This is a genomic window from Streptomyces sp. SAI-127 (assembly GCF_029894425.1).
Lineage (GTDB): Bacteria > Actinomycetota > Actinomycetes > Streptomycetales > Streptomycetaceae > Streptomyces.
Genome location: NZ_JARXYJ010000001.1, coordinates 4,203,891 through 4,229,367, shown reverse-complemented (window position 1 = coordinate 4,229,367; position 25,477 = coordinate 4,203,891). Strand labels below are relative to the sequence as shown.

Below are 25,477 nucleotides of genomic sequence, written 5' to 3'. Positions count from 1 at the left end.
CACGGTTACAGCGGCAGCAGCCGGAACACCGCCCGCGGCAGATGCCGCACCGCCGCCATCACCACCCGCAGCGCCCCCGGCACCCACACCGTTTCCGAGCGGCGCCGCAGACCCAGCTCGATCGCCGTCGCGACGGCCTCCGGAGTGGTCGCGAGGGGTGCCTCCTCCAGACCGGCCGTCATCCTCGACCGCACGAACCCGGGGCGTACGACCATGACGTGGACGCCCGTGCCGTGCAGGGCGTCGCCCAGCCCCTGGGCGAAGACGTCGAGGCCGGCCTTGCTGGAGCCGTAGATGAAGTCGGCGCGGCGGGCACGCTCGCCGGCTACGGAGGAGAGCACGACGAGCGAGCCGTGCCCCTGGGCCTGCAACGCGCGCGCGGACACCAGTCCCGCCGACACGGCGCCCGTGTAGTTGGTCTGCGCGACCCGCACCGCCGCTACCGGCTCGCGCTCGTCGTAGGCCTGGTCCCCGAGGATCCCGAAGGCGAGCAGCACCATGTCGATGTCGCCCTCGGCGAACACCTTGCCGAGCACGGTCTCATGGGACCCGGGGTCCAGCGCGTCGAAGGCGACGGTGTGGACCTCGGCCCCCAGAGAGCGCAGGTGCGTGGCGGCCGACTCCAGGGCAGGGGACGGGCGCCCCGCCAGCCACACCGTGCGGGTGCGGCGGACGACGAGGCGCCGGGCGGTGGCCAGCGCGATCTCGGACGTACCGCCGAGGATGAGCAGGGACTGGGGAATGCCGAAGGCGTCCTTCACGAGCAGCTCCTTGGAGGGCCTGGGATCTTCAGAGGACTTGGAGAGTCAGACGGCGGGACAGGTCCGAGGTGAACACCCCGCGCGGGTCCAGCTCAGCGCGCAGCGCACGGAAGTCGTCGAGGCGCGGGTACATCGCGGTGAGCAGTTCCGGCCGCAGACGGGAGTCCTTGGCCAGACAGACCCGCCCGCCGGCCATGGCCACCTCCTCGTCCAGTTCGTCGAGGAGGGCGCCGAGACCGGGCAGAGCGGCCGGGAGGTCCAGGGCCAGGGTCCAGCCGGGCACCGGGAAGGAGAGCCACCCGGGGTCGGCGTCCCCGAACCGCTTGAGCACGGCGGGAAAGGACGGGCACCGCTGCCCGGAGACCCGCCGCACGATCCGGCGCAGGGCCTCCTCCTGGCCCCGTCCGACGGCGAACTGGTACTGAACGAGGCCGCCGCGGCCGTAGATCCGGTTCCAGTGGGGCACGGCGTCGAGGGGGTGGAAGAACGCGGAGATGCTCTGCAGCCGGCCGGTACGCGCGCGGGGCGCCTTCCGGTACCAGAGCTCGTTGAACAGCCCGACGGTCGTGCGGTTGAGAAGTCCCTCGGGGAGGAAGGGGGGCGGGGCCGGGAAGCGCGGGGTCCCGAAGGCCAACGGGGCTCTACGCGCGCGCGTGCCCCTGGCGAGCAGTCCCGGTGTCGCCAGCGCTTCCAGCGCCACGTGATCGCCCCGCGTGAGAACCGCCCGCCCGGTCGCAGCCCCGCGGGCCAGCAGGTCGACCCGGGCGACCGAGTAGCGGTACTGGTGATCGGCCGCCGTCAGACGGGCCATCAGGTCGTCGAGGTCCCGCGCGCGTTCCGTGTCCACCGACATCAGGGACGTCTCGACCGGCTGGAGCTGGACCGTCGCGGTGAGGATCATCCCGGTCAGACCCAGGCCGCCGGTGGTCGCGTCGAACAGAGGTGTGCCGCGGCGCACGGTGCGGATCTCGCCGTCGGCGGTGAGCAGTTCGAACGACAGCACATGGCGGGAGAAGGAGCCGGACACATGGTGGTTCCTGCCGTGGATGTCCGCGCCGATCGCACCGCCGACGGTGACGTACCGGGTGCCGGGGGTCACCGGCACGAACCAGCCGAGCGGCAGCAGTACCTCCATCAGCCGGTGCAGGGAGACGCCCGCGTCGCACAGCACGCTGCCGCCTTCGGCGTCGATCGCGTGAACGCGGTTCAGGCCGGTCATGTCGAACACCGCGCCGCCCGCGTTCTGTGCCGCGTCCCCGTACGCCCGTCCCAGGCCCCTCGGGATGCCGCCACGGGCCCCGCAGCCCCGGACGGCGGTCACGGCCTCCTCGTAGCTCCGTGGACGGATCAAACGGGCCGCGGTGGGGGCGGTGCGCCCCCATCCCGTGACGGGAACGGTGTCGGCAGACATGCCGGTGACCGTATCGCCGCTGTAGCGGCAATTCGATCTTAAACATCGCTTATCTCCCCGAAATGGGTGATTAACGGTACTCGACGCCGTCCCGCGTTTTCGGGGTACTCACACATCGGTCTTCCACGTGGAGGGCAAGATCCGATCATGGACTGGCTGAAGAGACTCCCCGTCGTCGGGCCCCTCTGGGTGCGCCTGACGGCCACGCACGCGTGGCGGTCGTACGAACGGCTGGACCGGGTGAAGTGGACCCGGCTGGCCGCGGCGATGACGTTCACCAGCTTCGTCGCGCTGTTCCCGCTGCTCACCGTGGCCGCAGCGATCGCCGCCGCCACGCTCAGCACGGATCAGCAGAACGACCTCCAGGACAAGATCGCCGATCAGGTGCCCGGCATCTCCGAGCAACTGAACATCGGCGACCTGGTGCAGAACGCCGGCACCGTCGGCCTCATCGCCGCCGCCGCCCTGCTGTTCACCGGCATCGGCTGGGCCGGCTCGATGCGCGAGTGTCTGCGCGCGGTGTGGGAGCTGCCCGACGAGGACGAGAACGCCATCCTGCGCAAGGGCAAGGACCTGGGCATCCTGGTCGGGTTCGGCGGCGCGGTCCTGGTCACGCTCGCCATCTCCACCGTCGCCTCCGCGCTGGTCGACTGGATCGGCGGGGAACTGGGCCTCCAGGAGGGCGGCGCGGGCCGGGTCCTGCTGCGCGTCGCCGCGTTCGTCATCGCCGTACTCGCCGACTTCCTGCTCCTGCTGTACGTCCTGACCCTGCTGCCCGGGGTCGAGCCGGGGCGCCGCCGGCTGTTCGTCGCCGCGCTGACCGGCGCGATCGGTTTCGAACTGCTGAAGCTGCTGCTGAGCGGCTATATGCAGGGCGTGGCGACGAAGAGCATGTACGGCGCGTTCGGCGTCCCCGTCGCCCTGCTGCTGTGGATCAACTTCACGGCGAAACTGGTGCTGTTCTGCGCCGCGTGGACGGCGACGGGGAGCAAGGAGCAGGAGCTCACGGACGAGACGAGCGACGACGTACCAGATCCGGCAGCGGCCAGCGGCGGTTGACGAGGAACGCGGCACCCGCGAGCAGCACAAGGAGGCCGCCCGTGATCGCGAGGGCGGTCTCCATGCCGCGGGAGCCGCCGTCTGCCGTGGCGGACGCGACGGGCTTCGCCGAGGCCCCTGAGCCCGCGGAGTCCCCGGAGCCACCCCCGGCCTCGCCGGAGTCCCCCGGCTGGCCGCTGGACTGCGCGGCGCCCCTCGGCGGCACCAACTCACCCACCGGCTGCACCTTGCCGGCCGCCTTGAAGCCCCAGTCGAAGAGCTTCGCGGTCTCCTTGTAGACCTCGTTGTGCTCGTCCTTGGACGGGTTCATGACGGTGACGAGCAGCACCCTGCCATTGCGCTCGGCGACACCGGTGAAGGTGGCACCGGCGTTGGTGGTGTTGCCGTTCTTCACACCTGCGATGCCCTGGTACTGCGAGATGTCGGAGTCGCCGCTCAGCAGTCGGTTGGTGTTCTGGATCTCGAAGGGCTTGCGGACGATCTTGCCTTTCTTGTCCTTCTTCGTCTCACCGGGGAACTTCGCGGTGACCGTCGAGCAGTACTCGCGGAAGTCCTTCTTCTGCAGGCCGGAACGGGCGATCAGGGTCAGGTCGTAGGCCGAGGAGACCTGGCCGGGGGCGTCGTAGCCGTCGGGGCTGACCACATGCGTGTCGAGGGCCTGGAGCTCCTCGGCGTGCTCGTTCATCTCCGTGACGGTCTTGGCGACGCCCTTGTTCATCGCGGACAGGACGCGCACGGCGTCGTTGCCGGAGCGAAGGAAGACGCCGAGCCACAGATCGTGGACCGTGTACGTCTCGCCCTCCTTTATCCCGACCAGGCTGGAGCCGGCGCCCATGCCCGCGAGATCGGAGGGGACGACCTTGTGCTTCTCGGTCTTGGCGAACTTCGGCAGCACGGTGTCCGCGAAGAGCATCTTCATGGTGCTCGCCGGGGGCAGCCGCCAGTGCGCGTTGTGTGCGGCGAGCACATCGCCGGACTCGGCGTCCGTGACGATCCAGGAGCGCGCGGTGATGTCCTTGGGCAGCACCGGGACCCCGCTCGCGAGATTGACCTGCGTGCCCGCCCGGCCGAGCCGCGAGCCGCCCACGGTCGACATGTTCGACGGGGGAGTGGCGCTCGGGGACGCGCTCGGTGACGGACTGGGAGCCGCGAGAGCGACCGGCGCGGTCAGCGCGAGGGACGACAGGGCGGCGGCGGAGGTGACCAGCAGGGATCGCCCGGCGGTCTTCTTCTGGGGTGCGGACACGCTCAGGAACGTACATGGCGCGGAGGGTGAAGTCCCGGCACCCTCCCCACCCCGGCCGCCGAACCGGACAACGGCCCGCGATACTGGACCCATGAAGCTCAGCCGCCCCGTCTCCTGGTTCCTGCTCGCCTTCGGGGTGTGGAGCTGGATCATCTGGATCACTTTCGTCAAGAACCTCGTCAAGGACGCCAGCGGGCTCGCGTTCGACGACGCGGGCGACCCGACGGGGTACTTCTGGGTGCACCTGCTGCTGGCCGTCGTCTCCTTCGTATTGGGGACGGTCGTCGGGCTCATCGGGTTGCGTGGAGTGCGCGCACTGCGCCGGAACTCACAGCCGTCCCTCGAGAGTTAGCAGACCGTGGTCATCGTCTTCGCACTGCTCGCCCTGGCCGTCCTGGTGACGGCCAACTGGTACCTGTGGCGCCGTCTGTTCCGCGACACCACCGGCGGCCCCGGCCGGGCCCGCCGCGTGGGCGCGGTGCTCATCGGCGGCGGCTGGGTGCTGGCGGTCGGTGCCCTGGTCGCGGAGCGCACCGGCGCCCCCTTCTGGCTCCAGCGCGTGCTCGCGTGGCCGGGCTTCCTGTGGCTGGCGCTGTCGATCTACCTGCTGCTCGCGGTCGTGGCGGGAGAGGTCGTACGCCCCCTGCTGCGGCGTTTCCTCGAACGCCGGGACAGGCGCGGCGAGTCCGCCGTGGCCGCCGTACCGCACCCGGAGCGGGTACCGGCAGGAGCACCTGCCGACAAGCCGCAGGAGGCCGGCAGCCCGCCCCGGAAACCCGGGCAGGGCGGACCGGCGTCCGAGGAGCCGCCGTCACCCGGCGGCTCCACCCTCGTCGCCGCCCCCTCCCGCCGCCTCTTCGTCTCCCGGGTCGTCGCCGGAGCCGCCGCCGCGGCCGCCGTGGGAACGGTCGGCTACGGCACATATGGCGTCCTGCGCGGGCCCGGGGTCAAGCGGGTCACCGTGCCGCTGGCGAAGCTCCCGCGCGCGGCGCACGGCTACCGGATCGCGGTGGTCAGCGACATCCACCTGAGCCCGGTGCTCGGCCGTGGGTTCGCCCAGAAGGTCGTCGACACCATCAACTCCACCCGGCCGGACCTGATCGCGGTCGTCGGCGACCTGGTCGACGGCAGCGTGAAGGACCTCGGCCCGGCGGCAGCCCCCCTCACCCAGCTCGAGGCACGGCACGGCTCGTTCTTCGTCACCGGCAACCACGAGTACTTCTCCGGTGCCGAGCAGTGGGTCGAGGAGGTACGGCGGCTCGGTCTGCGCCCGCTGGAGAACGACCGTACGGAACTGGCGTGGTTCGACCTCGCCGGCGTCAACGACATCGCCGGCGAGAGCGAGGGCCAGGGCCCCGACTTCGCCAAGGCCCTCGGCGACCGGGACACGGCACGCGCGTGCGTGCTCCTCGCCCACCAGCCGGTCCAGATCCACGACGCCGTCGACCACGGCGTCGACCTCCAGCTCTCCGGCCACACCCACGGCGGCCAGCTCTGGCCCGGCAACCTCCTCGCGGAGGCCGCGAACCCGACCGTCGCCGGCCTGGAGCGCTACGGCGACACCCAGCTCTACGTCAGCCGGGGCGCCGGCGCCTGGGGCCCGCCCACGCGCGTGGGCGCCCCGTCGGACATCACGGTGATCGAACTGGCGTCGAAGCAGGCCTGAACAGCGGCTCGGCCCGTCGTACGGCTGCGCCCGGCCCGTCGTACGGCTGCGCCCGGTGCGGAGTCGGCGTACTTTGACCACGACGGCTCTCCCTGGGCCGCCCGGGGGAGGGCTCGCGCATGATGTCCGACACGTCCCTCCAGCGCCTCGCCCGCACCAGGCCGGTTCTGTTCGCCCTGTACGAGACCCTGCTCACCGGTGGCTGCGCGCTGTTCTGGTTCGCGGTCGCGGGATTGCTGCATCTCGAGAGCGCGGCTCACGACCCCTGGGAGCCCGCCTACCCGCCCGCGCGGCAGTTCTTCCTCCTCGCCTGCGTGTCCGCGCTCTCCCTGCCGGTCACGTGGCTGCTGAGAGGCGTTCCGGTCCCGTGGCTGCGGCGGATCGTGGGCCGGGCGATCATGGCGCGAGCGGTCGCGTCGGTCATGGTGTGCGCCGGGGCGGTCGTCTACGTGATGGTCCATTGATCGTCGGCCCAAGCTCCTGTGGGAACGCTGTGAAACATGGCCGAAATCCCTTGCGGTAACGTCTTGCCCAACTCGACAAATCCCTCTTCCCCCAGGTGAAACACCTGTGATTAGGTGATCCGCGCCACTAGGGGGTGGCATGTGCACTGGGGCCCATGGGGTCCGGGGAGGGCAACCGATGCGGTCGGTTCGCGTGCGGATTCTCGCGACGCTGCTTGTTCTGGGGGTCGTGGGAGTAGGCGGCTGGCAGTTGCTCCCGTCCGAGGGGACGGGCAGGACGATCAGGGTGGGGACGACGGACGAAGTCACCTCACTCGATCCGGCCGGCGCCTATGACGCCGGTTCCTGGGCGCTGTTCAACAACGTTTTCCAGTCACTGCTGGCCTTCGAACCGGGCAGTGAAACACCCGTGCCCGACGCGGCCGAGAGCTGTGCGTTCGAGGGCAGTGATCTGCGCACGTACCGCTGCGTGCTGCGCGAGGGTCTCAAGTTCCCGAGCGGCCGCGAGATGACCGCCAAGGACGTCAAGTACTCCTTCGACCGGGTCAAGAAGATCAACTCCGACGTCGGCCCGGCCACGCTGCTGGACACCCTCCAGTCGGTAAGTGCCAGCGGCCGGACCGTCACCTTCAGGCTTTCCTCGTCCGACGCCACCTTCCCGTTCAAGGTGGCCACGGGAGCCGGCGCCATCGTCGACAGCACCAAGTACCCCGCCGGCTCGCTGCGCACCGACAACGGCGTCGACGGCACCGGGCCGTACGAACTGACGGCGTATACGAAGGGCAAGAAGGCGGTCCTCGCGCCCAACGGCGACTACAAGGGCGAGATCAACAGCACCGGCCGCCCCGTCGAACTCGACTACTACGGCGACTCGGACAAGCTGAACAGCGCCTGGAAGGCGAAGCGGATCGACGTCGCCTACCGCCAGCTGCCGCCCGACGTCCTCGCCGGACTGAACCCGAGCGACCCCAGCCAGCGTGTCTCGGAGGCCGACAGCTCCGAGATCCGCAACCTCTACCTCAACACCCGCGCGGGCAGGCCCCTGCACGACACCAAGGTGCGTCAGGCCATGGCCTGGCTGATCAACCGCGAGCAGCTGGCCGCCTCGGTGTACGAGGGGACCGTCGACCCGCTCTACTCGCTGATCCCGACCGGCATCACCGGCCACACCACGTCGTTCTTCGACACCTACTCGGAGCCGAGCGTCAAGAAGGCCCGCGCCCTGCTCACCGAGGCCGGCGTCACCACTCCGGTCAGCTTCACCTACGGCTACGGCCTCACCAGCGGTTCCGCCGCCGCGGAGGCCAAGGAGCTCAAGAGGCAGCTGGAGGCGAGCGGCCTGTTCAAGGTGACGCTCAAGGGCTACAAGTGGACCGACTTCCAAAAGCGCTGGGCGACCGGGAAGCTGGACGCCTACGCGGTGGGCTGGGTGGCCGACTACCCCGACCCGGACACCTACGGCTCCCCGCTCGTCGGCACCGATGGCACCATGAACACCGGCTACAGCAGCAACGAGGTCGACCATCTGATTCAGGACAGTCAGCGGTACGCCGACCGCGCTGAGGCCGAGCAGGACTTCCGCGATCTCCAGGCGGACATCGCCCGCGACGTCCCGGTCATCCCGCTGTGGCAGGCCAAGGACTACGTCGTGACCAGCGAGGACGTCGGTGGTGGCCAGTACCTCTCGGACGGCACCGGAGTCTTCCGCCTCTGGCGCCTCAGCTGGATCTGAACCCGACGCCCTGGATCTGATCCGACGCCCTGGATCTGGGCACGACGTCATCGCGCCGTATCCGACGCATTCCCATGGAACTGACATTCGCCCGAGTGACGCCGGGCAGCCACTCAACGCAGCACCATGTGATGGAGGTGTGCGCGGGGTGAGGAGCAAACGTGCTGAGACGCAACTCCTTCCGGCTGCCCCGGCATCCGGCTTCCGTCGGTCTCGCCCGGCGGCGAGTCCGGGACCACCTGGCCGACTGGGGCCACGGACCGGACGATCCGGCGGTGTCCGACGCGGTTCTGCTGGTCTCGGAACTGGCCACCAACGTGGTGCGCCACGGGCCGCTCCTGGAGCGGGAGTTCGAGGTCGCGGTGACCGCACTCGCGGACGGCTCCTGCCTGATAGAGGTCTCCGACGAGGGCCTGCTGGAACCCCGGCTGCGGGTGGTCGGCGAGTGGGAGGAGACCGGCCGCGGTCTGCATCTGGTGGAGAACATCGCCGCCGCGTGGGGGGTGTGGGGCCGGGGGCGGCACGGCAAGACCGTGTGGGCCCTGGTGATGGCCGACTGAGCGGACGTACGCCTGGGGTCACTGACCCTCGGACACCCGCGTCGGCAGGCTGACCGTCACCGCCAGCCCCTCGCCCGGAGCCGTGCGGACCGCCACCTCGCCGCCGTGGGCCCGCACCACGCCCTGCACGATCGCCAGACCGAGGCCGCTGCCCGCGCCGCCCCCGACCCGGAAGAACCGGTCGAAGACGCGTGCCGCGTCGTCGGCGTGCAGCCCTGGACCCTCGTCCGCGACACACAGCCGTACGACCCCGTCCTCACGCTCCACCTCCAGCCGCACCGGCACCTCGGCGGGCGTGTGCGTGCGCACGTTGGCCACCAGGTTGCCCAGGACCTGTCTGAGCCCCGACTCGTCCGCCCGCACCAGCAGTGAGCCTTCGGCGGAGACCTCGACGGGCCGGCCGGGCTGCTGCACCCGCAGATCATCGGCCGCGTCCCGCACCAGCCGGCTCAGGTCGACGTTCCTGAACCGCAGTTCGGGCTGCTGGTCGAGGCGGGCGAGGGTGAGCAGCTCGTCGACGAGCCGCCCCATCCGGTCGGTCTCCGCGAGCACCCGGGCCCAGGCGCGCTTGCGGTCGTCCGGGTCGGACAGCATGCCCTTGTCGTACAGCTGGAGGTAGCCGCGTATCGCGGACAGCGGGGTGCGCAGCTCGTGCGAGGCGTCGGCGACGAAGCTGCGCAGCTGGGCCGCGCTCTGCTCGCGTGTGCGGTACGCCGACTCGACCTGGTGGAGCATGGAGTTGAGGGCGACCCGCAGCTGCTCGACCTCCAGGGTGGCCTCGCGGCTGGAGGGGACGCGCCGGGTCAGATCCCCCTCGGCGATCGCCGACGAGGTCTCCACCATGTCCTCCAGCGGCCGCATCCGGCGCCGGACGCTGAACATCGTCAGACAGGCCAGCAGCGCGAGCAGCAGGCTGCCGATCGCGAGGTCGAGCCGGACGGCCTTGGCGACGCCCTGGTGCAGGACGTCGGTGGGCGTGGCGAGCAGGGCGTAGGAGCCGTCGCCGAGCCGGGCCGCCGTGGCGCGGTACGGGGAGCCGTCCAGAGTCACGTCGTGCGGCTCGGAGTCGGCGGCGAGCGCGCGCGGGTCGCCGGTCGCCTCCGCCAGGCCCTGCTGGGCATCGGTCGGGTCGAAGCCGAGGATCCTGATCGGCTCGCCCCGGCGGTCGACGACCGCGAAGACGGTCTCGGTCGAGCGCTCATCGCTCGATTCCTGCTGTGCCGGCATGAGCCGGTCGCGCACGAAGCCAAGCATGCTCAGCGAGTCGATCTCCCGCAGGGTGATCTGTGAACCGCCCAGGGAGTCCCGGGTCTTGATGAGTTCGCTGTCGATCTGGTCGAGCAGGTAGTACCGCATGCCCATCACGCTCACGGCGGTCGCCGCGACGATACCGATCGCGAGCAGCGCCACATTGGCCAGCGTCAGCTTGCCGCGCAGCGAATGGATGCCGTGTCGGCAACGAGGCAGGCGGACCTTCATGCGAGCCCGTACCCGACACCCCGCCGGGTGGTGATCACCGGCGGTCCCAGGGCGTCCAGCTTGCGTCGCAGATAGCTGATGTAGGTCTCGACGACGGTCGACTCGGGCGGGGTGTGCTCGTACTGCCAGACGTGGCGCAGGAGTTGCTCCTTGGGCACGATCCGGCCGCCGTTGCGCACCAGGAAGCGCAGGAGTGCGTACTCGGTGGGGGTGAGCTGGACCGTGCGGCCGTCGCGGTGCACCGAATATGTCGTCTCGTCCAGCTCCAGGTCGCCGTAGCGCAGGGGCGGGCGCTGCGGCAGGACGTCGGCCGGGCGGGTGCGGCGCAGGACCGCGGTGATCCTGGCGACGACCTCGTCGATGTTGAACGGCTTGGTGATGTAGTCGTCGCCGAAGCCGAGGGCGCCGACGATCTCGGCGGGGGAGTCCCGCGCGGTGAGGAAGACCAGGGCCAGATCGGGCCGCCGCTCGCGCAGTTCACGGCCGAGGGCGCGGCCGTCGCCGTCGGGCAGCATCACATCGAGCAGGGCCGCGTCCGGGCGGGTGCGGTCGGTGAGCGCGAGCGCCTCACGGACGGTGCCCGCGACCATCACCTCGAACCGGTGGTAGCGCAGGGCGATGGCGAGCACGTCGGCGATGCTCTCCTCGTCCTCCACCACCAGCACGGTGCCCGGATTCTTCGTCTCTCCCCCAGTCATGCCCCCAGTATCGGCCGGGCCACTGACAGTCGGGCCGGTTCGCTCTTTGGAGTTCCTTGAGAGTCATGGGCGTCTCATGTCCACGCGCGTGTGCCACCGCCAATCCTGTTGCGAGGACCTGGGGGACCGACCGACTACCGACAGGGGAGTGTGGAGCGTGGCGGTATTGGCACGCTGGTGCTATCGGCACCGGCTGGTGGTCCTGTTGCTGTGGGTGGGGGCGTTGTTCGGGCTCGGCGCGGCGGGCACGTCCGCGGGCACGAACTACGCGGACGTCTTCTCGCTGCCCAACACGGACTCCAAGACGGCGTACGACCTGATGGCGAAGGCCTTCCCGGAGCGCGCGGGCGACACCGACACCGTGGTGTGGAAGGTCGAGGAGGGATCGGTGCGGGACCAGGCCGTACGGTCCCGGCTCGAGCCCGTGCTGAAGGAGATCGGCGCGATGAAGGGCGTCGGCGAGGTCACCGATCCGTACGGGGCACAGGGCGCGGCGCAGATCAGCAAGGACGGGCGGATCGCCTACGCCCAGGTCACCTTCGCCGAGCAGGCGAACGCGGTACCGAAGGATCTGGTCCAGGACGTCGTCGACACGGCGGAGCACGCGCGCGGTGACGGCCTCCAGGTCGAACTGGGCGGCCAGGCCATCACACGCGTCCAGGAGCCGCCCACCGGCACCGCTGAGATCGTCGGCATCCTCGCGGCGGCCGTCGTGCTGTTCCTGGCCTTCGGCTCGCTCTTCGCGATGCTGCTGCCGATCCTGGTCGCCCTGTTCGGCGTGGGCACCGGCCTGTTCTCCACGACGCTGATCAGCCATGTCACCAACGTGCCCGAACTCGCCTCGCTGCTCTCCACCCTGATCGGCCTGGGCGTCGGCATCGACTACGCCCTGTTCATCGTCACCCGGCACCGCAAGGGCATCCAACGCGGCCTGGACCCCGAGGAGGCGGCGGTCACCGCCCTCAACACCTCCGGGCGTGCCGTGCTGTTCGCGGGCGGCACCGTGTGCATCGCGCTGGCCGGCATGCTGGTGACCAACCTGCGCTTCCTGGACGGCGTGGTCATCGGCACCTCGCTGACCGTCGTCCTGAGCGTCCTCGCGGCCGTGACCCTGCTGCCCGCGCTGCTCGGCCTCCTGGGCCACCGGGTGCTCAGCCGCCGCCAGCGGCGCAAGCTGGCCGCGCAGGGACCCGACACGGACCGTCCGAGCGGCCTCGCCGCCCGCTGGTCCGCGACCGTGGAACGCCGCCCGCGCACGGTGGCCGTCCTCGCGGTCGCCGTGATGGCGGTGCTCGCCCTCCCGCTCCTGTCCCTGCGCCTGGGCACCGTCGACCAGGGCAACGACGAGGCCTCGTCGACGACCAGGAAGGCGTACGACCTGCTCGCCGAGGGCTTCGGCCCCGGCTTCAACGGTCCGCTCCAGGTCGTCGTGAAGGGCGACGCGGGCGAGTCCCTGGTGACGGCGATCCGGCAGACGGAGGGCGTGGCCCAGGCGGGCTCCGCGCCCCCTGCCAACGGCGTCACGGTCATCCAGGTCGTCCCGACCACCTCACCGCAGGCCAAGGAGACGGACGAACTCATCGACACCCTGCGGGACGAGGTGATCCCGGAGGCGGGCGTCGAGGCGCACGTGGGCGGCGTCACGGCGGTCTCCAAGGACTTCGCGTCGGTGACCGCCGACCGGCTGCCGTACTTCATCGCCACGATCATCGGCCTGGGCTTCCTGCTGCTCCTGATCGCCTTCCGCTCGGTGGTGGTCCCGCTCACGGCCGCCCTGATGAACCTGATAGCGGCCGCCGCCTCCTTCGGCGTCCTGGTGGCGATCTTCCAGTGGGGCTGGGGCCTCGACCTGCTCGGCCTCGGCAAGGAGGGCCCCATCGCGGCCTTCCTTCCGATCATCATGCTCTCGCTCCTGTTCGGCCTCTCCATGGACTACCAGGTGTTCCTGGTCAGCCGGATGCACGAGGAGTGGGTGCACACGAGGGACAACGCGCGCGCGGTGCGCGTGGGCCTCGCCGAGACCAGCCGCGTCATCAACTCCGCCGCCCTGATCATGGTCTGCGTCTTCCTGGCGTTCGTGCTCAGCGGCGACTACGGGGCCGCCATGGCGGGTGTGGGACTCGCCGCCGCCGTCGCCCTGGACGCCTTCATCCTGCGCACGGCCCTGGTGCCGGCCGCGATGCATCTGCTCGGCGACTCCAACTGGTGGCTGCCGCAGTGGCTGGAGAAGCGGCTGCCGCACCTCGCGGTGGAGCCGAAGGAGGAGGCGGCTGCCGCGACGGAGGCCCCCTCGGGCGGCGGCCCGGCATCGGCCGTCCACGGCTTCGTCCGCACGGCGGAAGGGGAGCCGGTGGAGGGCGCCGCCGTCTCGCTGCTGTCGGCCGGGGGCCGTCAGCTGGACCGGGTGGAGTCGCTGGCCGACGGCTCGTACATCGTCTCGGTCCCGGCACCCGGGACGTACCTGCTGGCGACCACGGCTCCGGCGTACGGCTCACGCGCGCGGCACGTCGTCGTGGGGGAGGGGCCCCTGGTGTACGACGTCGAACTGGTCGAGGGCGAGGTCGACGCCGTCAACTGACGTGACTACGCCTTCCTGCCGGGGGCCGGCATCACCTTCGTCATCCCCGGCAGGAAGTCCGTGAACAGTTCGTGCACCTCCCGTACGAGCGGCCTGAGCACCCGGAACCGGGCCAGCGACACGCCCCTCGCGGTGAGCCTGGCGCCGCGCTCGGCGAGCCGGTAGCTGCGCTCGCGGCCCTCCGTGCGGTCGAAGATCCAGTACAGGACGAGCCCCATCTGGGACAGCCACATCAACTCGGGGAGGATGTCCCGGAGTTCCTCGGGCACCTTGGTCTTCGTCGCGCCCCGCAGCACCTCGCGGTGTACGGCGATCGCCTCCACGCGCGCGTGCTCCGACTCGGGCGAGAACGGACTGAGCGGGCTGTCGGGATCGGCGGCGTTCTTGAAGAACTGCACCGCGAACTCGTGATACGGCTGCGCGATGTCCAGCCAGACCTTCAGCACGCCCGCGAGCCGAGCCTCCAGGTCGCTCTCCCGGGCCAGGACCTCCCGGACCGCCGCCTGGTGCTCGGCGGCGATCCGGTCGTAGAAGCCCTGGATCAGGTGCTCCTTGCCGGCGAAGTAGTAGTACGCGTTGCCGACGGAGACCCCGGCCTCCTGGGCGATGGCCCGCATGGTCGTCTTGTCGTACCCCCGCTCCTGGAACAGCCGCATCGCCGTCTCCAGGATCAGGGCGCGCGTCTGTTCGGACTTGCTCGTCTGTTCGGACTTGCTCGGGGTACTGCCCTCGTCGGGGCCGTCGTTGTTCGCAGGCACGGAAAGAGAGCCTAACCAGTGGCGCGGCCACCGCTGTCGCACCCCGGCGGGGTGTGGACCCAGCCCCTGCCGGGGTCGTACGCCCAGCCTTCCGAGCGGCGGTACGCGGGGCCGCCCCACTGACCGCCCTGCCACTGCGCGCCCCGCCATTTCGCGGCGGCGAGCACGGCGCCCCTCGCGAGCCGTGCCCCGGACGGGGTGCTGAGCCGGTGAGCCAGCGGCCGGTGCTCGCGCAGCGCCCACAGGGTCACGATCCAGGCGGCGGTGTCGCGGTAGACCTGTCCCGCGTCGCCGACGACGGTGATCTCCTCGAGGGTGGCGCGGTGATCGAGCCCGGGGAACCTCAGCCGGGCCTCCTGCGACCCGGCCGGCACCAACTCCAGCGGCACCAGCTGCGGCTGCCGTACGAGCCAGTCGCGCAGGAAGGCGCACAGGGAGCAGCCGGCGTCGTACAGGACGGTGAGCCGGCGGACCGGGGTGCGGTCCGCCGGGACGCCCGCACCCACCGTGGCACCTGTCGGGCCTGTCATGCCCGGACCCAGTCCTGCGGCGCGACCGGCGGCACCTGCTCCCGCTCCATGGCACCCCGCCTGCGGATCCGGTTGAGGACGTACACATTGGCCAGGTGCATCACTCCGAGCACCAGCAGCACCACGCCCAGCTTGGTCGACAGGGCCTCGAAGACACCGCGAGTGTCCTCGATCGTCCCGTCGCCGCTGAGGTACAGCGCGACGAACCCGAGGTTCACCAGGTAGAAGCCGACCACCAGGAGGTGGTTGACGGCCTCGGCGAGCTTCTCGTTCCCGCGTAGCACGTCGGCGAGAAAGATCCGCCCGTTCCTGCTGAGCGTGCGGGCCACCCAGACGGTCAGGGCGATGCTGACGACGAGGTAGATGACGTAGGCGACGACCGTACGGTCCATGCGCCTCCCCCTTCTTGAACGCGTTCAAAACGCTGACGGGAGAGACTCTAGACCTGTATTTGAACGTGTTCAACTCGCTTGCGGAGAGGCCTGCGTCACGTGCGTGCCCGCAATTCCTCAGGCCCGCCGGCCGAGCTCCGGACGTTTGGTGTAGTCGGTGAACCCGAGGACGTTCCCCCAGGGGTCGGCGATCTCGACGGTCCAGCCGGTGGCCACGGAGAAGGGCTCGTCGAGCAGTTCGAGGCCGGTAGCGCGCAGCTCCCGGGCGGCGGTCCTGGCGTCCGGCACCTCCAGCCACACGCGCGTGGCGGGCCACGGCGGCGGCCGGTGCCCGAGTGCCTCCTCCTGTCGGAGCAGGATCCCGGGCGTCTCGCCGCCGACCTTCAGCAGTGCGATCCCGGCTTCGTCGAGCCGGAAGCCCACCGTGAAGCCCGCGCGCTCGTAGAAGGAGACGGCCTCGCCGAGGTTCCCGACGGGCAACAGCACGTTGTCGAAACCGAGCAGTTCGTACGACTGGTCATCTGACATGTCGTCAGATTAAGCCGGGGGTGACGGAACGGGCTTCTGCGACGCGGTGTCCGTCGGGCATGATGACCGGGCTCATTGTCTTTTTTTCGCGGGTCCTCCCGCTTCGGTCCCCAGGAGCAGTCCCCCTTGAGCGAGCAGCCGGGTCACGAACAGCACGGTCACGAACAGCAGGAGAGCGGGCAAGGCCAACAGCAGCAGGGATACCAACAGCAGCAGGGCTATCCGCCGCCGGGATACCCGCCCCCGGGGTACGCGCCTCCCGGCTACCCGCCGCCGGGCTACTACCCACCCCCGGGGACATACACGGGAGACCCCAACGCGCCCTACGGCTACGACCCGTACGGACGGCCGTACTCCGACAAGTCGAAGGTCATCGCGGGCATCCTCCAGCTCACCCTCGGCGGCTTCGGCGTGGGACGCTTCTACCTGGGCAACGTCGGAATGGGACTCGCACAGCTCTTCACCTGCGGCGGCCTGGGCATCTGGTCGCTGGTCGACGGCATCCTCCTGCTCACCGGGAACGACCACACCGATGAACACGGCCGGATCCTCCGAAGCTAGGGCGGAGGGCGCCCCGGCCTCCGTACGGCGCTCCCCGCTCCGCCACCCCGCGACGGCACCCTCGGCGGTGCTCGCCGCGGGAGCCGCCGGTGCCGTCTACCTCTACCGCACCGACCCGCACGACCCCGGCCACCTCCTGCCGCAGTGCCCGTTCCGCATGCTCACCGGCCTGCTCTGTCCTGCCTGCGGCGGCACCCGCATGGTGTACGACCTGATGCACGGCCACTTCACCGAGGCGTGGCTGGACAACCGGGCCCTGCTGCTCGCCGCGCCGTACGCCCTGGTCCTGCTGGGCCGTTGGGCGTGGGAGGGCCTGCACGGCCGCCGCTGGCGCCCCACGCTGAGCCCCCGGGCGCAAGTGGTCGTCCTCGCGGTGGCCGTGGCCTGGACGGTGGTCCGCAACATCGTGTGACCCACTGCGAGCCGGGCCCGTTGTCAGTGGTGCCTCGTACTGTCTTCGGTATGGGAATCGTGATGTTCGTCGACGAGACGACGAGCGGGAGCCGCAGTGACGGCTGGGGCCTGGAGATCGCCGAGGAGCGGCTCGCCGTGCGCGAGTTGATCCGCCGCCGGGTCTTCCAGGAGGTCGCCGAGTACAACGCGCGCACACCCGCCGTCTTCCAGGGCCTGGTCCAGCCCGAGGACACCGAACGCGTGCTGAACGGCTACGCGTTGCGCACGCCCCGTCGCATAGACCCCGAGACCCAGACCGAGCTCGCCCTCAAGGCCTTCGCGGGCAACGGCTTCCTGGTGCTGGTCGGCGACCGCCAGGTGACCGAGCTCGACGAGGAGATCGACCTCGTGCTCGGCACCGAGGTCACCTTCCTCAAGCTCGTCCCGCTCGTGGGGGGCTGACCATGGGGGAGATCCAGAAGTACAAGGACCTGATCCGGCAGCGGGCCGACGACGGTGACCTGGAGGAGCTCGCCGCCGACCTGCTCAAGGCCGCGGTCGCCAACAAGGGCAACTGGGCCGGCCTGTGGGACGGCGTGCTGGCCCGGCTGCTCGAACTGCCGCCGGACGCGCGGTCACGGATCGCCGACGGCCTCGTGACGCAGTACCACTCGGAACAGGCGGGTCCGAACGCCCGGCAGAACGCGCTGATCCTGCTGGGCATCGTCTCCCGCGACCTGCCGCCCCACGACCGCCTGACCGCGGAGCGTCTCTCCCTGCTCGACGGGATCTCCCGGCAGCACTCCTTCTGGTGGGGCGCCCGCTACGAGAACCTCATCGAGGCCGAGCTGGCCGCGGGCCGCCCGGTCGCGCCCGCTGTCGTCGCCACGGTCCGCCGCTCGGTCCTCCACGCCTACCAGAACGAGGACCTGCCCAGGACGGCCAAGAAGCTGACCGAGCCGCCCCTCAACGTGGGGGAGGAGTGGGCCGAGGAAGCCCTGCGCGAGACCGGCCCCGCCTGGCAGCAGCTCCTGACCCACATGACGACCGCCACCGCGGCCAAGCCGTCCCCCAAATGGGACAAGCAGGCAGCCGCCTTGGTCGACCCGCTCGGTCCCGACCGCGTCCGCGAGGCGGTGATCCGCTGGCTCGCCCTGGTCGGCCGCCCCCGCACCTTCGAGCTGGAACGCGGGCCGTACGAACCCGACGTCAACAGCGCCTACGACCCCTACAACGCGAACGCCCTGCGCGGCCTCGCCTGGCTTCTCTCCCTTCTCCCGGCGCACCCCGACACCGCCCGCGCCCTCGGCGCCCTCGTCGAGACCTCCCTCAAGAAGGTCGCCGGCCTCGGCCCGCGCAACCCGAAGGTCGCCAACGCCGGTGTCAACGCCCTCGCCCGCATCGACAGCGAGGCAGCCCTCGCCGAACTGGCCCGCCTGGCCACCCGGGTGACGTACAAGAACACCGCCAAGCTGCTCGACGCGGCCCTGGAGGCACGCGCCGTCGCCCTGGGCCTCAGCCGCGAGGAGATCGAGGAACTGGCCGTACCGTCATACGGCCTGACCGAGGTCGGACGCGTCGAGCACCGGCTCGGCGAGAACACGGCCGCCCTCGAAGTCCAGGGCTCCAGGGCCGTGTTGACCTGGAGCAACGCGAGCGGGAAGCCGGTCAAGAGCGTGCCGGCCGCCGTGCGACGGGACCACGCGGAGGAGCTGAAGGAGCTCAAGGCGGCCGTCAAGGACGTCGACAAGATGCTCTCGGCCCAGAGTGAACGCCTGGACCGCCAGTTCCTGGCCGACCGCACCTGGTCCTACGACACCTGGCGCGAGCGCTACCTCGACCACCCCCTCGTCGGTACCCTCGCCCGTCGCCTCCTGTGGACCGTCGACGGCACGACGGCCGGATACGCCGACGGCTCCCTGCGCACGGTCACGGACACCCCGGTCACCGCAGGCACGGAAGTCCGTCTCTGGCACCCGGTGGACCGCACCCCCGCCGAGATCGTCGCCTGGCGCGACTGGCTGGAACGCCACCGGATCACCCAGCCCTTCAAGCAGGCCCACCGAGAGGTCTACCTGCTGACGGACGCGGAGCGCACCACCGGCACCTACTCCAACCGCTTCGCGGCCCACGTCCTGCGCCAGCACCAGTTCCACTCCCTGGCGGCGGCCCGGGGCTGGCGCAACAGACTCCGCCTGGCCGTCGACGACGAGGCCCCGCCGCCCAGCCGGGACCTCCCGCGCTGGGGCCTGAGAGCCGAGTACTGGATCGAGGGCGACGGCGGCGAGGACTACACGGACATCACCGACTCCGGCACCTTCCTGCGCCTGCGCACCGACCAGGTCCGCTTCTACCCGATCGACGCCCCGGAGAACTCGGCGCACTGCGCCGGCGGCGAGTACCGCATGTGGCTGCGCGACGGTGCCGAGCCGGTGGACCCCCTGCCCCTGACGGAGATCCCGCCGCTGGTCCTGTCCGAGGTCCTGCGCGACGTGGACCTGTTCGTCGGCGTGGCCAGCATCGGCAACGACCCCACCTGGCAGGACGGCGGCCCCGACGGCCGTTTCCGCGAGTACTGGACGTCGTACGGCTTCGGAGAGCTCAACCAGAGCGCCGAGACCCGCCGTCTCCTCCTGGACCGCCTGATCCCGAGGCTCGCGATAGCCGACCGGTGCACCCTGGAGGGCCGCTTCCTCCATGTGAAGGGCGACCGTCACACGTACAAGATCCACCTCGGCTCGGGCAACATCCTCCGCACCCCGAACGACCAGTACCTGTGCATCGTCCCGAAGTCCAACCCGTCAGCATCGCAGGCCGGTTACCTCCCCTACGAGGGCGACCGCATGCTCGCGGTCATCCTCAGCAAGGCGATGATGCTGGCCGACGACACGAAGATCACCGATCCGACGATCCTGAGCCAGCTGTGACCGGCCCGACCCGGGGGCGTCACTGGTCTCCGTAACCGTCCCTGACGACTTCACGGGCCAGCGTCCCGCGCACGTCCGCCAGTTCACCGCCGATGCGCTCGGTCCGGGCGGTGTCCGCCGTCACAGCGGCGGGCACCGGCGTACCGTCCAGCAGGAGCCGGCGGCGCAGATGGGTCGGCGGGTGGCTCGCGTCGACGCTGTGGCCGCGCAGTGCCCCGACCCGGCGCCGGCGTTCGAACTCGGACTCCGGGACGGAGTCCAGATGGGCGACGAGCGCCTCCCACAGGCCGTCGCCGTTCTGCTCGCCGCCCCGGCCCGTACCGCGCAGCCGGCGGCTGTTGGTCTCGCGCTGCAGGGTGGTGACGATCGAGTCGGTGACCATGAGGCGGTCCATCAGACCGACCGCTCCCTCGGTGGACCCGGTGCGGGCGGCCGTGGCGTCGGCCAGATACTCACCTCGTTGGGAGGCCCGCGCGGTCAGCAGGTCGAGCAGCGCCATGACGGCGGTGATCAGCAGGCGGAGCGGGACGCAGGCCAGGTTGGTGACGGCCTGGACCACGTTCGGGTTCGGCATCGGCCGTACGTAGTAGAGCCAGGTGCTCAGCGATCTGAAGGCGGTTCCCACGACCATGCCGTGCCGGGTGTCGCCGTGGGTGAAGTGGCCGAGCTCGTGGCCCAGGAGCGCGATCCGCTGCTGGGGGCTCAGCACCTCCCACAGCGGCAGCCCCAGCGTCAGGAGCCGGCGCCGCAGCCCGAGATGGGTGACACTCGCGTTGGCCTCGACGTCGACGACGACGGCGTCCACGCTCCGGGTGCCCAGCGTGGCGGCGACCTCGTCGACGAGCGCGAACAGCTCGGGCGCGTCGCCTCGCAGCAGGACGCGGTCGTCGTCGGACAGCCGGTTCAGCCGCGGCCGCAGCGACCAGGCAAGCGCCAGCAGGAACAGCCCGAACGCCATACCGAGCCCGCCCCAGCCACGGACCAGGCCCCACAAGCCGACCACGGCCAGGACGACGGTCAGCCCGTGCACGGTGAGCGCGAGCGCGTAGGCGAGCGGACCGGACCAGGTACGCCCGCTCCTCTCCCCGCCCCCACCCCTCAGCTCGTCGAACAGCCGCGCGCCGTACCGCTGCGCCAGCCCGCGGCGCACCCTGTCCAGCCCGCGCTTCTCCTTGCCGGCCCCCTGTGGGTCCACGTTCCACTCGCAGGCGGCACACCATGTGGTGAACCGTCTGTCCGTACGGATCTCCACCCCGCACTGCGGGCACGACGACACGATCTCTTCTCCAGCGGTACGCACCGCTGCCTCCCCTGTCCCCCGGCCCCTCCCCAGAGGCCCCCAGCTCATGACCGCCGAAGTGGATCACGCCCGGCACACGGGCGCAATCCCTGGTTCAGCTCCCCTTTCCGCAGCCGCCCACGCGCCGCGTGCCGAGCGCGATGTCGTCCATACGGATGTCGTACGACGACGGCGTCGGGTCGGCCTGATAGAGCTGCCAGCCCAGCTTCAGCTTGTCGAAGGCGGGGAAGACGAAGTCGTCCGCGGTTCCCCCGTGCACTTTGGTGGACACCGTCAGCTCGGACCGCTCCACGCCGTCCAGGTACACGGTGACCCGATTGTCGGTGGCGTCCAGATGGAACTCGACGCACTGCCAGGCCCCGCCGACGGCCGGCGAGGAGGTCTTCCAGGAGGTCCAGTCCCCGGTGGGCCCGAGATCGGACCCGACGCCCCAGAAGTTGGCGCCGTCCGTGGGCGCGTACTGCCCACCGAGCGGACGCACCAGCGTCGGCGAGCCCGCCCCCGACGCCTCGGCGATGGTCCAGTGCGCCCAGTCGGGCGCCGTGGGGAACCCCCCGACCCGCAGCCGCACCCGCCCCCAGAAGCTGTTGCCGGGCGGGGCGAGCTCATCGAACACAAGGAAGGCCCGACCGTTGCCCTCGGTACGAATCCGCAGCTCACGCCCGTGCCCCGAAGCACTGGGGGCGACGCTCAGCGTGCCGTCGGCCGTATCGGCGGTCCATCCGCGCCCCTCGGTGACCGGGCCGAGGGGGAGACGGTCGAAGTTCTCCCGGGCCAGGGTCCCGTAGGGAGCGGGGGTCGCGGAGGCAGTGGGGGGTATCGCGAGCAGTACCGCTGCGGCGGCGCACAGCGCGGCGGCGGATTTCCTCAGGAGTGCCATGAGGCCAGTCTGCAACTCAAACCCCACAAGTCACAGTGACCACACGAGAGTTGGCCGGGAACGAGTGTGGCCCCGCCCCGGCGCGAACCGGGGAACGGGGCCCAACTCACCGTAGGAGAACGGAGATCAGTAACGCCGAGTGATCAGCGCCCTCTTCACTTCCTGGATCGCCTTCGTGACCTCGATGCCGCGCGGGCACGCGTCCGTGCAGTTGAACGTCGTGCGGCAGCGCCACACGCCGTCCCGGTCGTTGAGGATCTCCAGTCGCTGCTCGCCCGCCTCGTCACGGCTGTCGAAGATGAAGCGGTGGGCGTTGACGATGGCCGCGGGGCCGAAGTACTGGCCGTCGTTCCAGAAGACCGGGCACGAGGACGTGCAGGCCGCGCAGAGGATGCACTTCGTCGTGTCGTCGAAGCGTTCGCGGTCCTCGGCCGTCTGGAAGCGTTCGCGCGTCGGCTCGTTCGTGTCCTTCGTGATCAGGAAGGGCATCACGTCGCGGTAGGCCTGGAAGAACGGCTCCATGTCGACCACGAGGTCCTTCAGGACCGTCAGGCCCTTTATGGCCTCGACCGTGATCGGCTTCTCGGGGTTGAGGTCCTTGATCAGGGTCTTGCAGGCGAGGCGGTTCTTGCCGTTGATCCGCATGGCGTCCGAGCCGCAGATGCCGTGCGCGCAGGAACGGCGGAAGGTCAGCGTGCCGTCCAGCTCCCACTTGATCTTGTGGAGGGCGTCGAGGACGCGTTCCTTCGGGTCGATCTCCACCTGGAAGTCTTCCCAGGTCGCTTCAGCCGAGACCTCCGAGTTGAAGCGGCGGATGCGGAAGGTGGCCGTGATGTACGGGGAGTCGGCGAAGCCGGGCTCGGGCGTGCCGGCCGCGTCCGCCTTGTCCAGGGTCGGGGTTGCCATCAGTACTTACGCTCCATCGGCTGGTAGCGGGTCTGGACGACCGGCTTGTAGTCGAGACGGATGGACTCGGTGCCGTCGTCGCCCACCTCGCGGTACGCCATGGTGTGGCGCATGAAGTTGACGTCGTCGCGGTTCGGGTAGTCCTCGCGGTAGTGACCGCCGCGGGACTCCTTGCGGGCCAGCGCGGAGACCGCCATGACCTCGGCGAGGTCCAGCAGGTTGCCGAGCTCGATCGCTTCCAGCAGGTCCGTGTTGAAACGCCGGCCCTTGTCCTGGATCGAGACGTTCTTGTAGCGCTCGCGCAGCTCCGCGATCTTCTCGACCGCCGTCTTGATCGTCTGCTCGGTGCGGAACACCATGACGTTCGCGTCCATGGTCTCCTGCAGCTCGCGGCGCAGTACCGACACGCGCTCGGTGCCGGTGGCGTCGCGGAGCCGCTCGACCTGGTCGAGCACCAGCCGCGCCGGGTCCTCGGGCAGCTCGACGTAGTCGGCCTTCTGGGAGTACTCGGCGGCGGCGATACCGGCCCGCTTGCCGAACACGTTGATGTCGAGGAGCGAGTTCGTGCCGAGGCGGTTGGCGCCGTGCACGGACACGCAGGCGACCTCGCCGGCCGCGTACAGGCCCGGGACGACCGTGGTGTTGTCCGCCAGCACCTCACCCTCGACGTTCGTCGGGATGCCGCCCATCGCGTAGTGCGCGGTGGGCTGGATCGGGATCGGGTCCGTGTACGGCTCGATGCCCAGGTAGGTGCGCGCGAACTCGGTGATGTCGGGCAGCTTGGCGTCCAGCTGCTCCGGGGGGAGGTGAGTCAGGTCCAGGTAGACGTGGTCACCCTCGGGGCCGCAGCCCCGGCCCTCGCGGATCTCGGTGTAGATCGACCGCGATACGACGTCACGGGACGCGAGGTCCTTCATGACCGGCGCGTACTTCTCCATGAAGCGCTCGCCGTCCTTGTTGCGGAGGATGCCGCCCTCACCGCGGGCGCCCTCCGTCAGCAGGATGCCCATGCGCCAGATGCCGGTCGGGTGGAACTGGAAGAACTCCATGTCCTCCAGCGGCAGCCCGCGACGGTAGACCGCGGCCTGGCCGTCACCGGTCAGCGTGTGCGCGTTGGACGTCACCTTGAAGAACTTGCCGCAGCCGCCGGACGCGTAGATCACGGCCTTCGCCTGGAAGACGTGGATCTCGCCGGTGGCGAGTTCGTACGCGATGACACCGGCCGAGCGCTTGACGCCGTCGACCTCGGTGATCAGCTGGTCCAGGACGTAGAACTCGTTGAAGAACTCCACGCCCTCCTTGACGCAGTTCTGGTACAGCGTCTGGAGGATCATGTGGCCGGTGCGGTCGGCCGCGTAGCAGGAACGGCGGACCGGGGCCTCGCCGTGGTTCCGGCTGTGACCGCCGAAGCGGCGCTGGTCGATCGTCCCGTTGGGCGTGCGGTTGAACGGCAGGCCCATCTTCTCCAGGTCGAGGACCGAGTCGATGGCCTCCTTCGCCAGGATCTCGGCGGCGTCCTGGTCGACCAGGTAGTCACCGCCCTTGACCGTGTCGAAGGTGTGCCACTCCCAGTTGTCCTCCTCCACGTTCGCCAGCGCGGCGGCCATGCCGCCCTGCGCGGCGCCCGTGTGGGAGCGGGTGGGGTAGAGCTTGGTCAGCACGGCGGTGCGGCTGCGCTTCGTCGACTCGATGGCCGCGCGCATGCCCGCGCCACCGGCGCCGACGATGACGGTGTCGTACTTGTGGATCTTCATGATTCTCGCAGCCCCGTGCCTAGCGGATGTTCGGGTCGAAGGTGAAGATCACCAGCGTGCCGAGCAGGATGGTGAACACCGTGGCGGTGTAGAGCAGGCCCTTGAGCCACAGGCGGGTGTTCGGGCGCTCCGCGTAGTCGTTGATGATCGTGCGCAGACCGTTGGCGCCGTGCAGCATCGCGAGCCACAGCATCAACAGGTCCCAGACCTGCCAGAACGGGGACGCCCAGCGGCCCGCGACGAACGCGAAGCCGATCTTCGACACGCCGCCGTCCAGCACCAGCTGGATCAGCAGGTGGCCGATGACCAGGACGACCAGCACGACACCCGACAGACGCATGAACAGCCATGCGGCCATCTCGAAGTTGCCGCGGGTGGAGCGAGGCGTCTTCTTGGTGCGCTTGCGCGGGGCCTCGATGAGGGGCGCCGGGTTGTCGACGCCGTAGCCGGAGTCGCCCTCTACGGGGCCGATACCGGAAGCGGTGGTTTCAGTGGTCGCCATCGGTGTCAGCTCCCGAACAGTTCACGAGCGGCGTGGCCGAGGACGGGGTAGATCGCCCCGATCATGAGCACGACCCACAGGCCTACGACGGACCAGAACATCTGCTTCTGGTAGCGCGGGCCCTTCGACCAGAAGTCGACGGCGATGACGCGCAGGCCGTTGAGCGCGTGGAAGAGGATGGCCGCGACGAGGCCGTACTCCAGACACGCGACGAGCGGGGTCTTGTACGTGGCTACGACCTTGTCGTAGTCCTCGGGGGAGACACGGACGAGAGCGGTGTCCAGCACGTGAACGAACAGGAAGAAGAAGATGAGGACGCCGGTGACTCGATGAGCCACCCAGGACCACATTCCTTCCCGGCCGCGGTACAGCGTTCCAGCCGGCACGGAAGT

26 protein-coding genes are annotated in these 25,477 nt (G+C 70.2%); 11 read left to right on the top strand and 15 right to left on the bottom strand.

Annotated elements, in window-relative coordinates; translation table 11 throughout:
• Positions 1-5: 5 nt before the first annotated feature.
• Positions 6-761: a decaprenylphospho-beta-D-erythro-pentofuranosid-2-ulose 2-reductase gene (locus M2157_RS19175; protein WP_280862987.1), complete on the bottom strand. Its 756-nt coding sequence runs from the start codon at positions 759-761 to the stop codon at positions 6-8.
• 28 nt (positions 762-789) lie between these two features.
• Positions 790-2,172, bottom strand: a complete 1,383-nt coding sequence (locus M2157_RS19170) for an FAD-binding oxidoreductase (protein WP_280865803.1) — start codon at positions 2,170-2,172, stop codon at positions 790-792.
• 147 nt (positions 2,173-2,319) lie between these two features.
• On the opposite strand from M2157_RS19170, the gene M2157_RS19165 reads away from it, so the two are divergent.
• A complete protein-coding gene (locus M2157_RS19165; RefSeq protein WP_280865801.1) occupies positions 2,320-3,231 on the top strand; it encodes a YihY/virulence factor BrkB family protein in 912 nt (303 codons plus the stop codon).
• Here the strand turns inward: M2157_RS19165 and M2157_RS19160 are convergent.
• Positions 3,176-4,477 (bottom strand): D-alanyl-D-alanine carboxypeptidase, encoded by a 1,302-nt coding sequence (locus M2157_RS19160; protein ID WP_348541796.1) that lies wholly within the window; start codon positions 4,475-4,477, stop codon positions 3,176-3,178. The two genes, M2157_RS19165 and M2157_RS19160, sit on opposite strands and share 56 nt — an antisense overlap.
• A gap of 91 nt (positions 4,478-4,568) precedes the next feature.
• Here M2157_RS19160 and M2157_RS19155 point away from each other — a divergent pair, with 91 nt between their 5' ends.
• The 5 genes from M2157_RS19155 to M2157_RS19135 all read left to right on the top strand — a co-directional run bounded on the left by M2157_RS19155 (position 4,569) and on the right by M2157_RS19135 (position 8,899).
• Complete coding sequence (locus tag M2157_RS19155) at positions 4,569-4,829, top strand: hypothetical protein (protein ID WP_280862983.1); 261 nt, start codon at positions 4,569-4,571, stop codon at positions 4,827-4,829.
• A 6-nt stretch (positions 4,830-4,835) separates the two neighbouring features.
• The gene (locus M2157_RS19150) at positions 4,836-6,143 is read left to right on the top strand and encodes a metallophosphoesterase (protein ID WP_280865799.1); all 1,308 of its coding nucleotides are present in this window, start codon (positions 4,836-4,838) and stop codon (positions 6,141-6,143) included.
• A gap of 119 nt (positions 6,144-6,262) precedes the next feature.
• The gene (locus M2157_RS19145) at positions 6,263-6,607 is read left to right on the top strand and encodes a hypothetical protein (protein WP_280865798.1); all 345 of its coding nucleotides are present in this window, start codon (positions 6,263-6,265) and stop codon (positions 6,605-6,607) included.
• Between the two features lie 178 nt (positions 6,608-6,785).
• Positions 6,786-8,339 (top strand): ABC transporter substrate-binding protein, encoded by a 1,554-nt coding sequence (locus M2157_RS19140; RefSeq protein ID WP_280862980.1) that lies wholly within the window; start codon positions 6,786-6,788, stop codon positions 8,337-8,339.
• A gap of 161 nt (positions 8,340-8,500) precedes the next feature.
• Positions 8,501-8,899 (top strand): ATP-binding protein, encoded by a 399-nt coding sequence (locus M2157_RS19135; RefSeq protein ID WP_280862979.1) that lies wholly within the window; start codon positions 8,501-8,503, stop codon positions 8,897-8,899.
• 18 nt (positions 8,900-8,917) lie between these two features.
• Here the strand turns inward: M2157_RS19135 and M2157_RS19130 are convergent, their stop codons facing one another.
• Together M2157_RS19130 and M2157_RS19125 are read right to left on the bottom strand one after the other, a co-directional pair.
• A complete protein-coding gene (locus M2157_RS19130; protein ID WP_280862978.1) occupies positions 8,918-10,378 on the bottom strand; it encodes a HAMP domain-containing sensor histidine kinase in 1,461 nt (486 codons plus the stop codon).
• A complete protein-coding gene (locus tag M2157_RS19125; protein WP_280862977.1) occupies positions 10,375-11,076 on the bottom strand; it encodes a response regulator transcription factor in 702 nt (233 codons plus the stop codon). Before M2157_RS19125 ends, M2157_RS19130 begins: the two co-directional genes overlap by 4 nt.
• A 166-nt stretch (positions 11,077-11,242) precedes the next feature.
• Between M2157_RS19125 and M2157_RS19120 the strand changes: the two genes are divergently transcribed.
• Positions 11,243-13,654, top strand: coding sequence for an MMPL family transporter (locus M2157_RS19120; RefSeq protein WP_280868239.1), 2,412 nt, complete (start codon positions 11,243-11,245; stop codon positions 13,652-13,654).
• Between the two features lie 5 nt (positions 13,655-13,659).
• Here the strand turns inward: M2157_RS19120 and M2157_RS19115 are convergent, their stop codons facing one another.
• The 4 genes from M2157_RS19115 to M2157_RS19100 all read right to left on the bottom strand — a co-directional run bounded on the left by M2157_RS19115 (position 13,660) and on the right by M2157_RS19100 (position 15,862).
• Positions 13,660-14,412 (bottom strand): TetR family transcriptional regulator, encoded by a 753-nt coding sequence (locus M2157_RS19115; protein WP_280862976.1) that lies wholly within the window; start codon positions 14,410-14,412, stop codon positions 13,660-13,662.
• Positions 14,413-14,423: 11 nt separating this feature from the next.
• The gene (locus M2157_RS19110; RefSeq protein ID WP_280865797.1) at positions 14,424-14,942 is read right to left on the bottom strand and encodes a DCC1-like thiol-disulfide oxidoreductase family protein; all 519 of its coding nucleotides are present in this window, start codon (positions 14,940-14,942) and stop codon (positions 14,424-14,426) included.
• Complete coding sequence (locus M2157_RS19105; protein WP_020118685.1) at positions 14,939-15,334, bottom strand: hypothetical protein; 396 nt, start codon at positions 15,332-15,334, stop codon at positions 14,939-14,941. Before M2157_RS19105 ends, M2157_RS19110 begins: the two co-directional genes overlap by 4 nt.
• 117 nt (positions 15,335-15,451) lie before the next feature.
• A complete protein-coding gene (locus M2157_RS19100; protein ID WP_280862974.1) occupies positions 15,452-15,862 on the bottom strand; it encodes a VOC family protein in 411 nt (136 codons plus the stop codon).
• 126 nt (positions 15,863-15,988) lie between these two features.
• Between M2157_RS19100 and M2157_RS19095 the strand changes: the two genes are divergently transcribed.
• Genes M2157_RS19095 through M2157_RS19080 form a run of 4 tightly spaced genes read left to right on the top strand, consistent with a single transcriptional unit; the run spans position 15,989 to position 19,743 of the window.
• On the top strand, positions 15,989-16,423 hold the full coding sequence (locus M2157_RS19095) for a TM2 domain-containing protein (protein ID WP_280862973.1): 435 nt from the start codon (positions 15,989-15,991) through the stop codon (positions 16,421-16,423).
• Complete coding sequence (locus M2157_RS19090; RefSeq protein WP_280862972.1) at positions 16,395-16,835, top strand: DUF2752 domain-containing protein; 441 nt, start codon at positions 16,395-16,397, stop codon at positions 16,833-16,835. The genes M2157_RS19095 and M2157_RS19090 overlap by 29 nt, the downstream gene beginning before the upstream one ends.
• 50 nt (positions 16,836-16,885) lie before the next feature.
• Positions 16,886-17,278, top strand: coding sequence for a hypothetical protein (locus tag M2157_RS19085; protein WP_123991239.1), 393 nt, complete (start codon positions 16,886-16,888; stop codon positions 17,276-17,278).
• A gap of 2 nt (positions 17,279-17,280) precedes the next feature.
• A complete protein-coding gene (locus M2157_RS19080) occupies positions 17,281-19,743 on the top strand; it encodes a DUF4132 domain-containing protein (protein WP_280865796.1) in 2,463 nt (820 codons plus the stop codon).
• A gap of 19 nt (positions 19,744-19,762) precedes the next feature.
• On the opposite strand, the gene M2157_RS19075 is transcribed toward M2157_RS19080, so the two are convergent.
• The 6 genes from M2157_RS19075 to sdhC all read right to left on the bottom strand — a co-directional run bounded on the left by M2157_RS19075 (position 19,763) and on the right by sdhC (position 25,471).
• Positions 19,763-21,043 (bottom strand): M48 family metallopeptidase, encoded by a 1,281-nt coding sequence (locus M2157_RS19075; RefSeq protein WP_280862970.1) that lies wholly within the window; start codon positions 21,041-21,043, stop codon positions 19,763-19,765.
• 94 nt (positions 21,044-21,137) lie between these two features.
• Positions 21,138-21,923 (bottom strand): hypothetical protein, encoded by a 786-nt coding sequence (locus M2157_RS19070; RefSeq protein WP_280865795.1) that lies wholly within the window; start codon positions 21,921-21,923, stop codon positions 21,138-21,140.
• Positions 21,924-22,049: 126 nt separating this feature from the next.
• On the bottom strand, positions 22,050-22,829 hold the full coding sequence (locus M2157_RS19065) for a succinate dehydrogenase iron-sulfur subunit (RefSeq protein ID WP_280862968.1): 780 nt from the start codon (positions 22,827-22,829) through the stop codon (positions 22,050-22,052).
• On the bottom strand, positions 22,829-24,583 hold the full coding sequence (gene sdhA, locus M2157_RS19060; protein ID WP_280862967.1) for a succinate dehydrogenase flavoprotein subunit: 1,755 nt from the start codon (positions 24,581-24,583) through the stop codon (positions 22,829-22,831). Before sdhA ends, M2157_RS19065 begins: the two co-directional genes overlap by 1 nt.
• A gap of 19 nt (positions 24,584-24,602) precedes the next feature.
• Entirely contained in the window at positions 24,603-25,085 is a 483-nt protein-coding gene (locus M2157_RS19055) for a succinate dehydrogenase hydrophobic membrane anchor subunit (protein WP_057607755.1), read from the bottom strand.
• A 5-nt stretch (positions 25,086-25,090) separates the two neighbouring features.
• The gene (sdhC, locus tag M2157_RS19050; RefSeq protein WP_280862966.1) at positions 25,091-25,471 is read right to left on the bottom strand and encodes a succinate dehydrogenase, cytochrome b556 subunit; all 381 of its coding nucleotides are present in this window, start codon (positions 25,469-25,471) and stop codon (positions 25,091-25,093) included.
• Positions 25,472-25,477 lie beyond the last annotated feature (6 nt).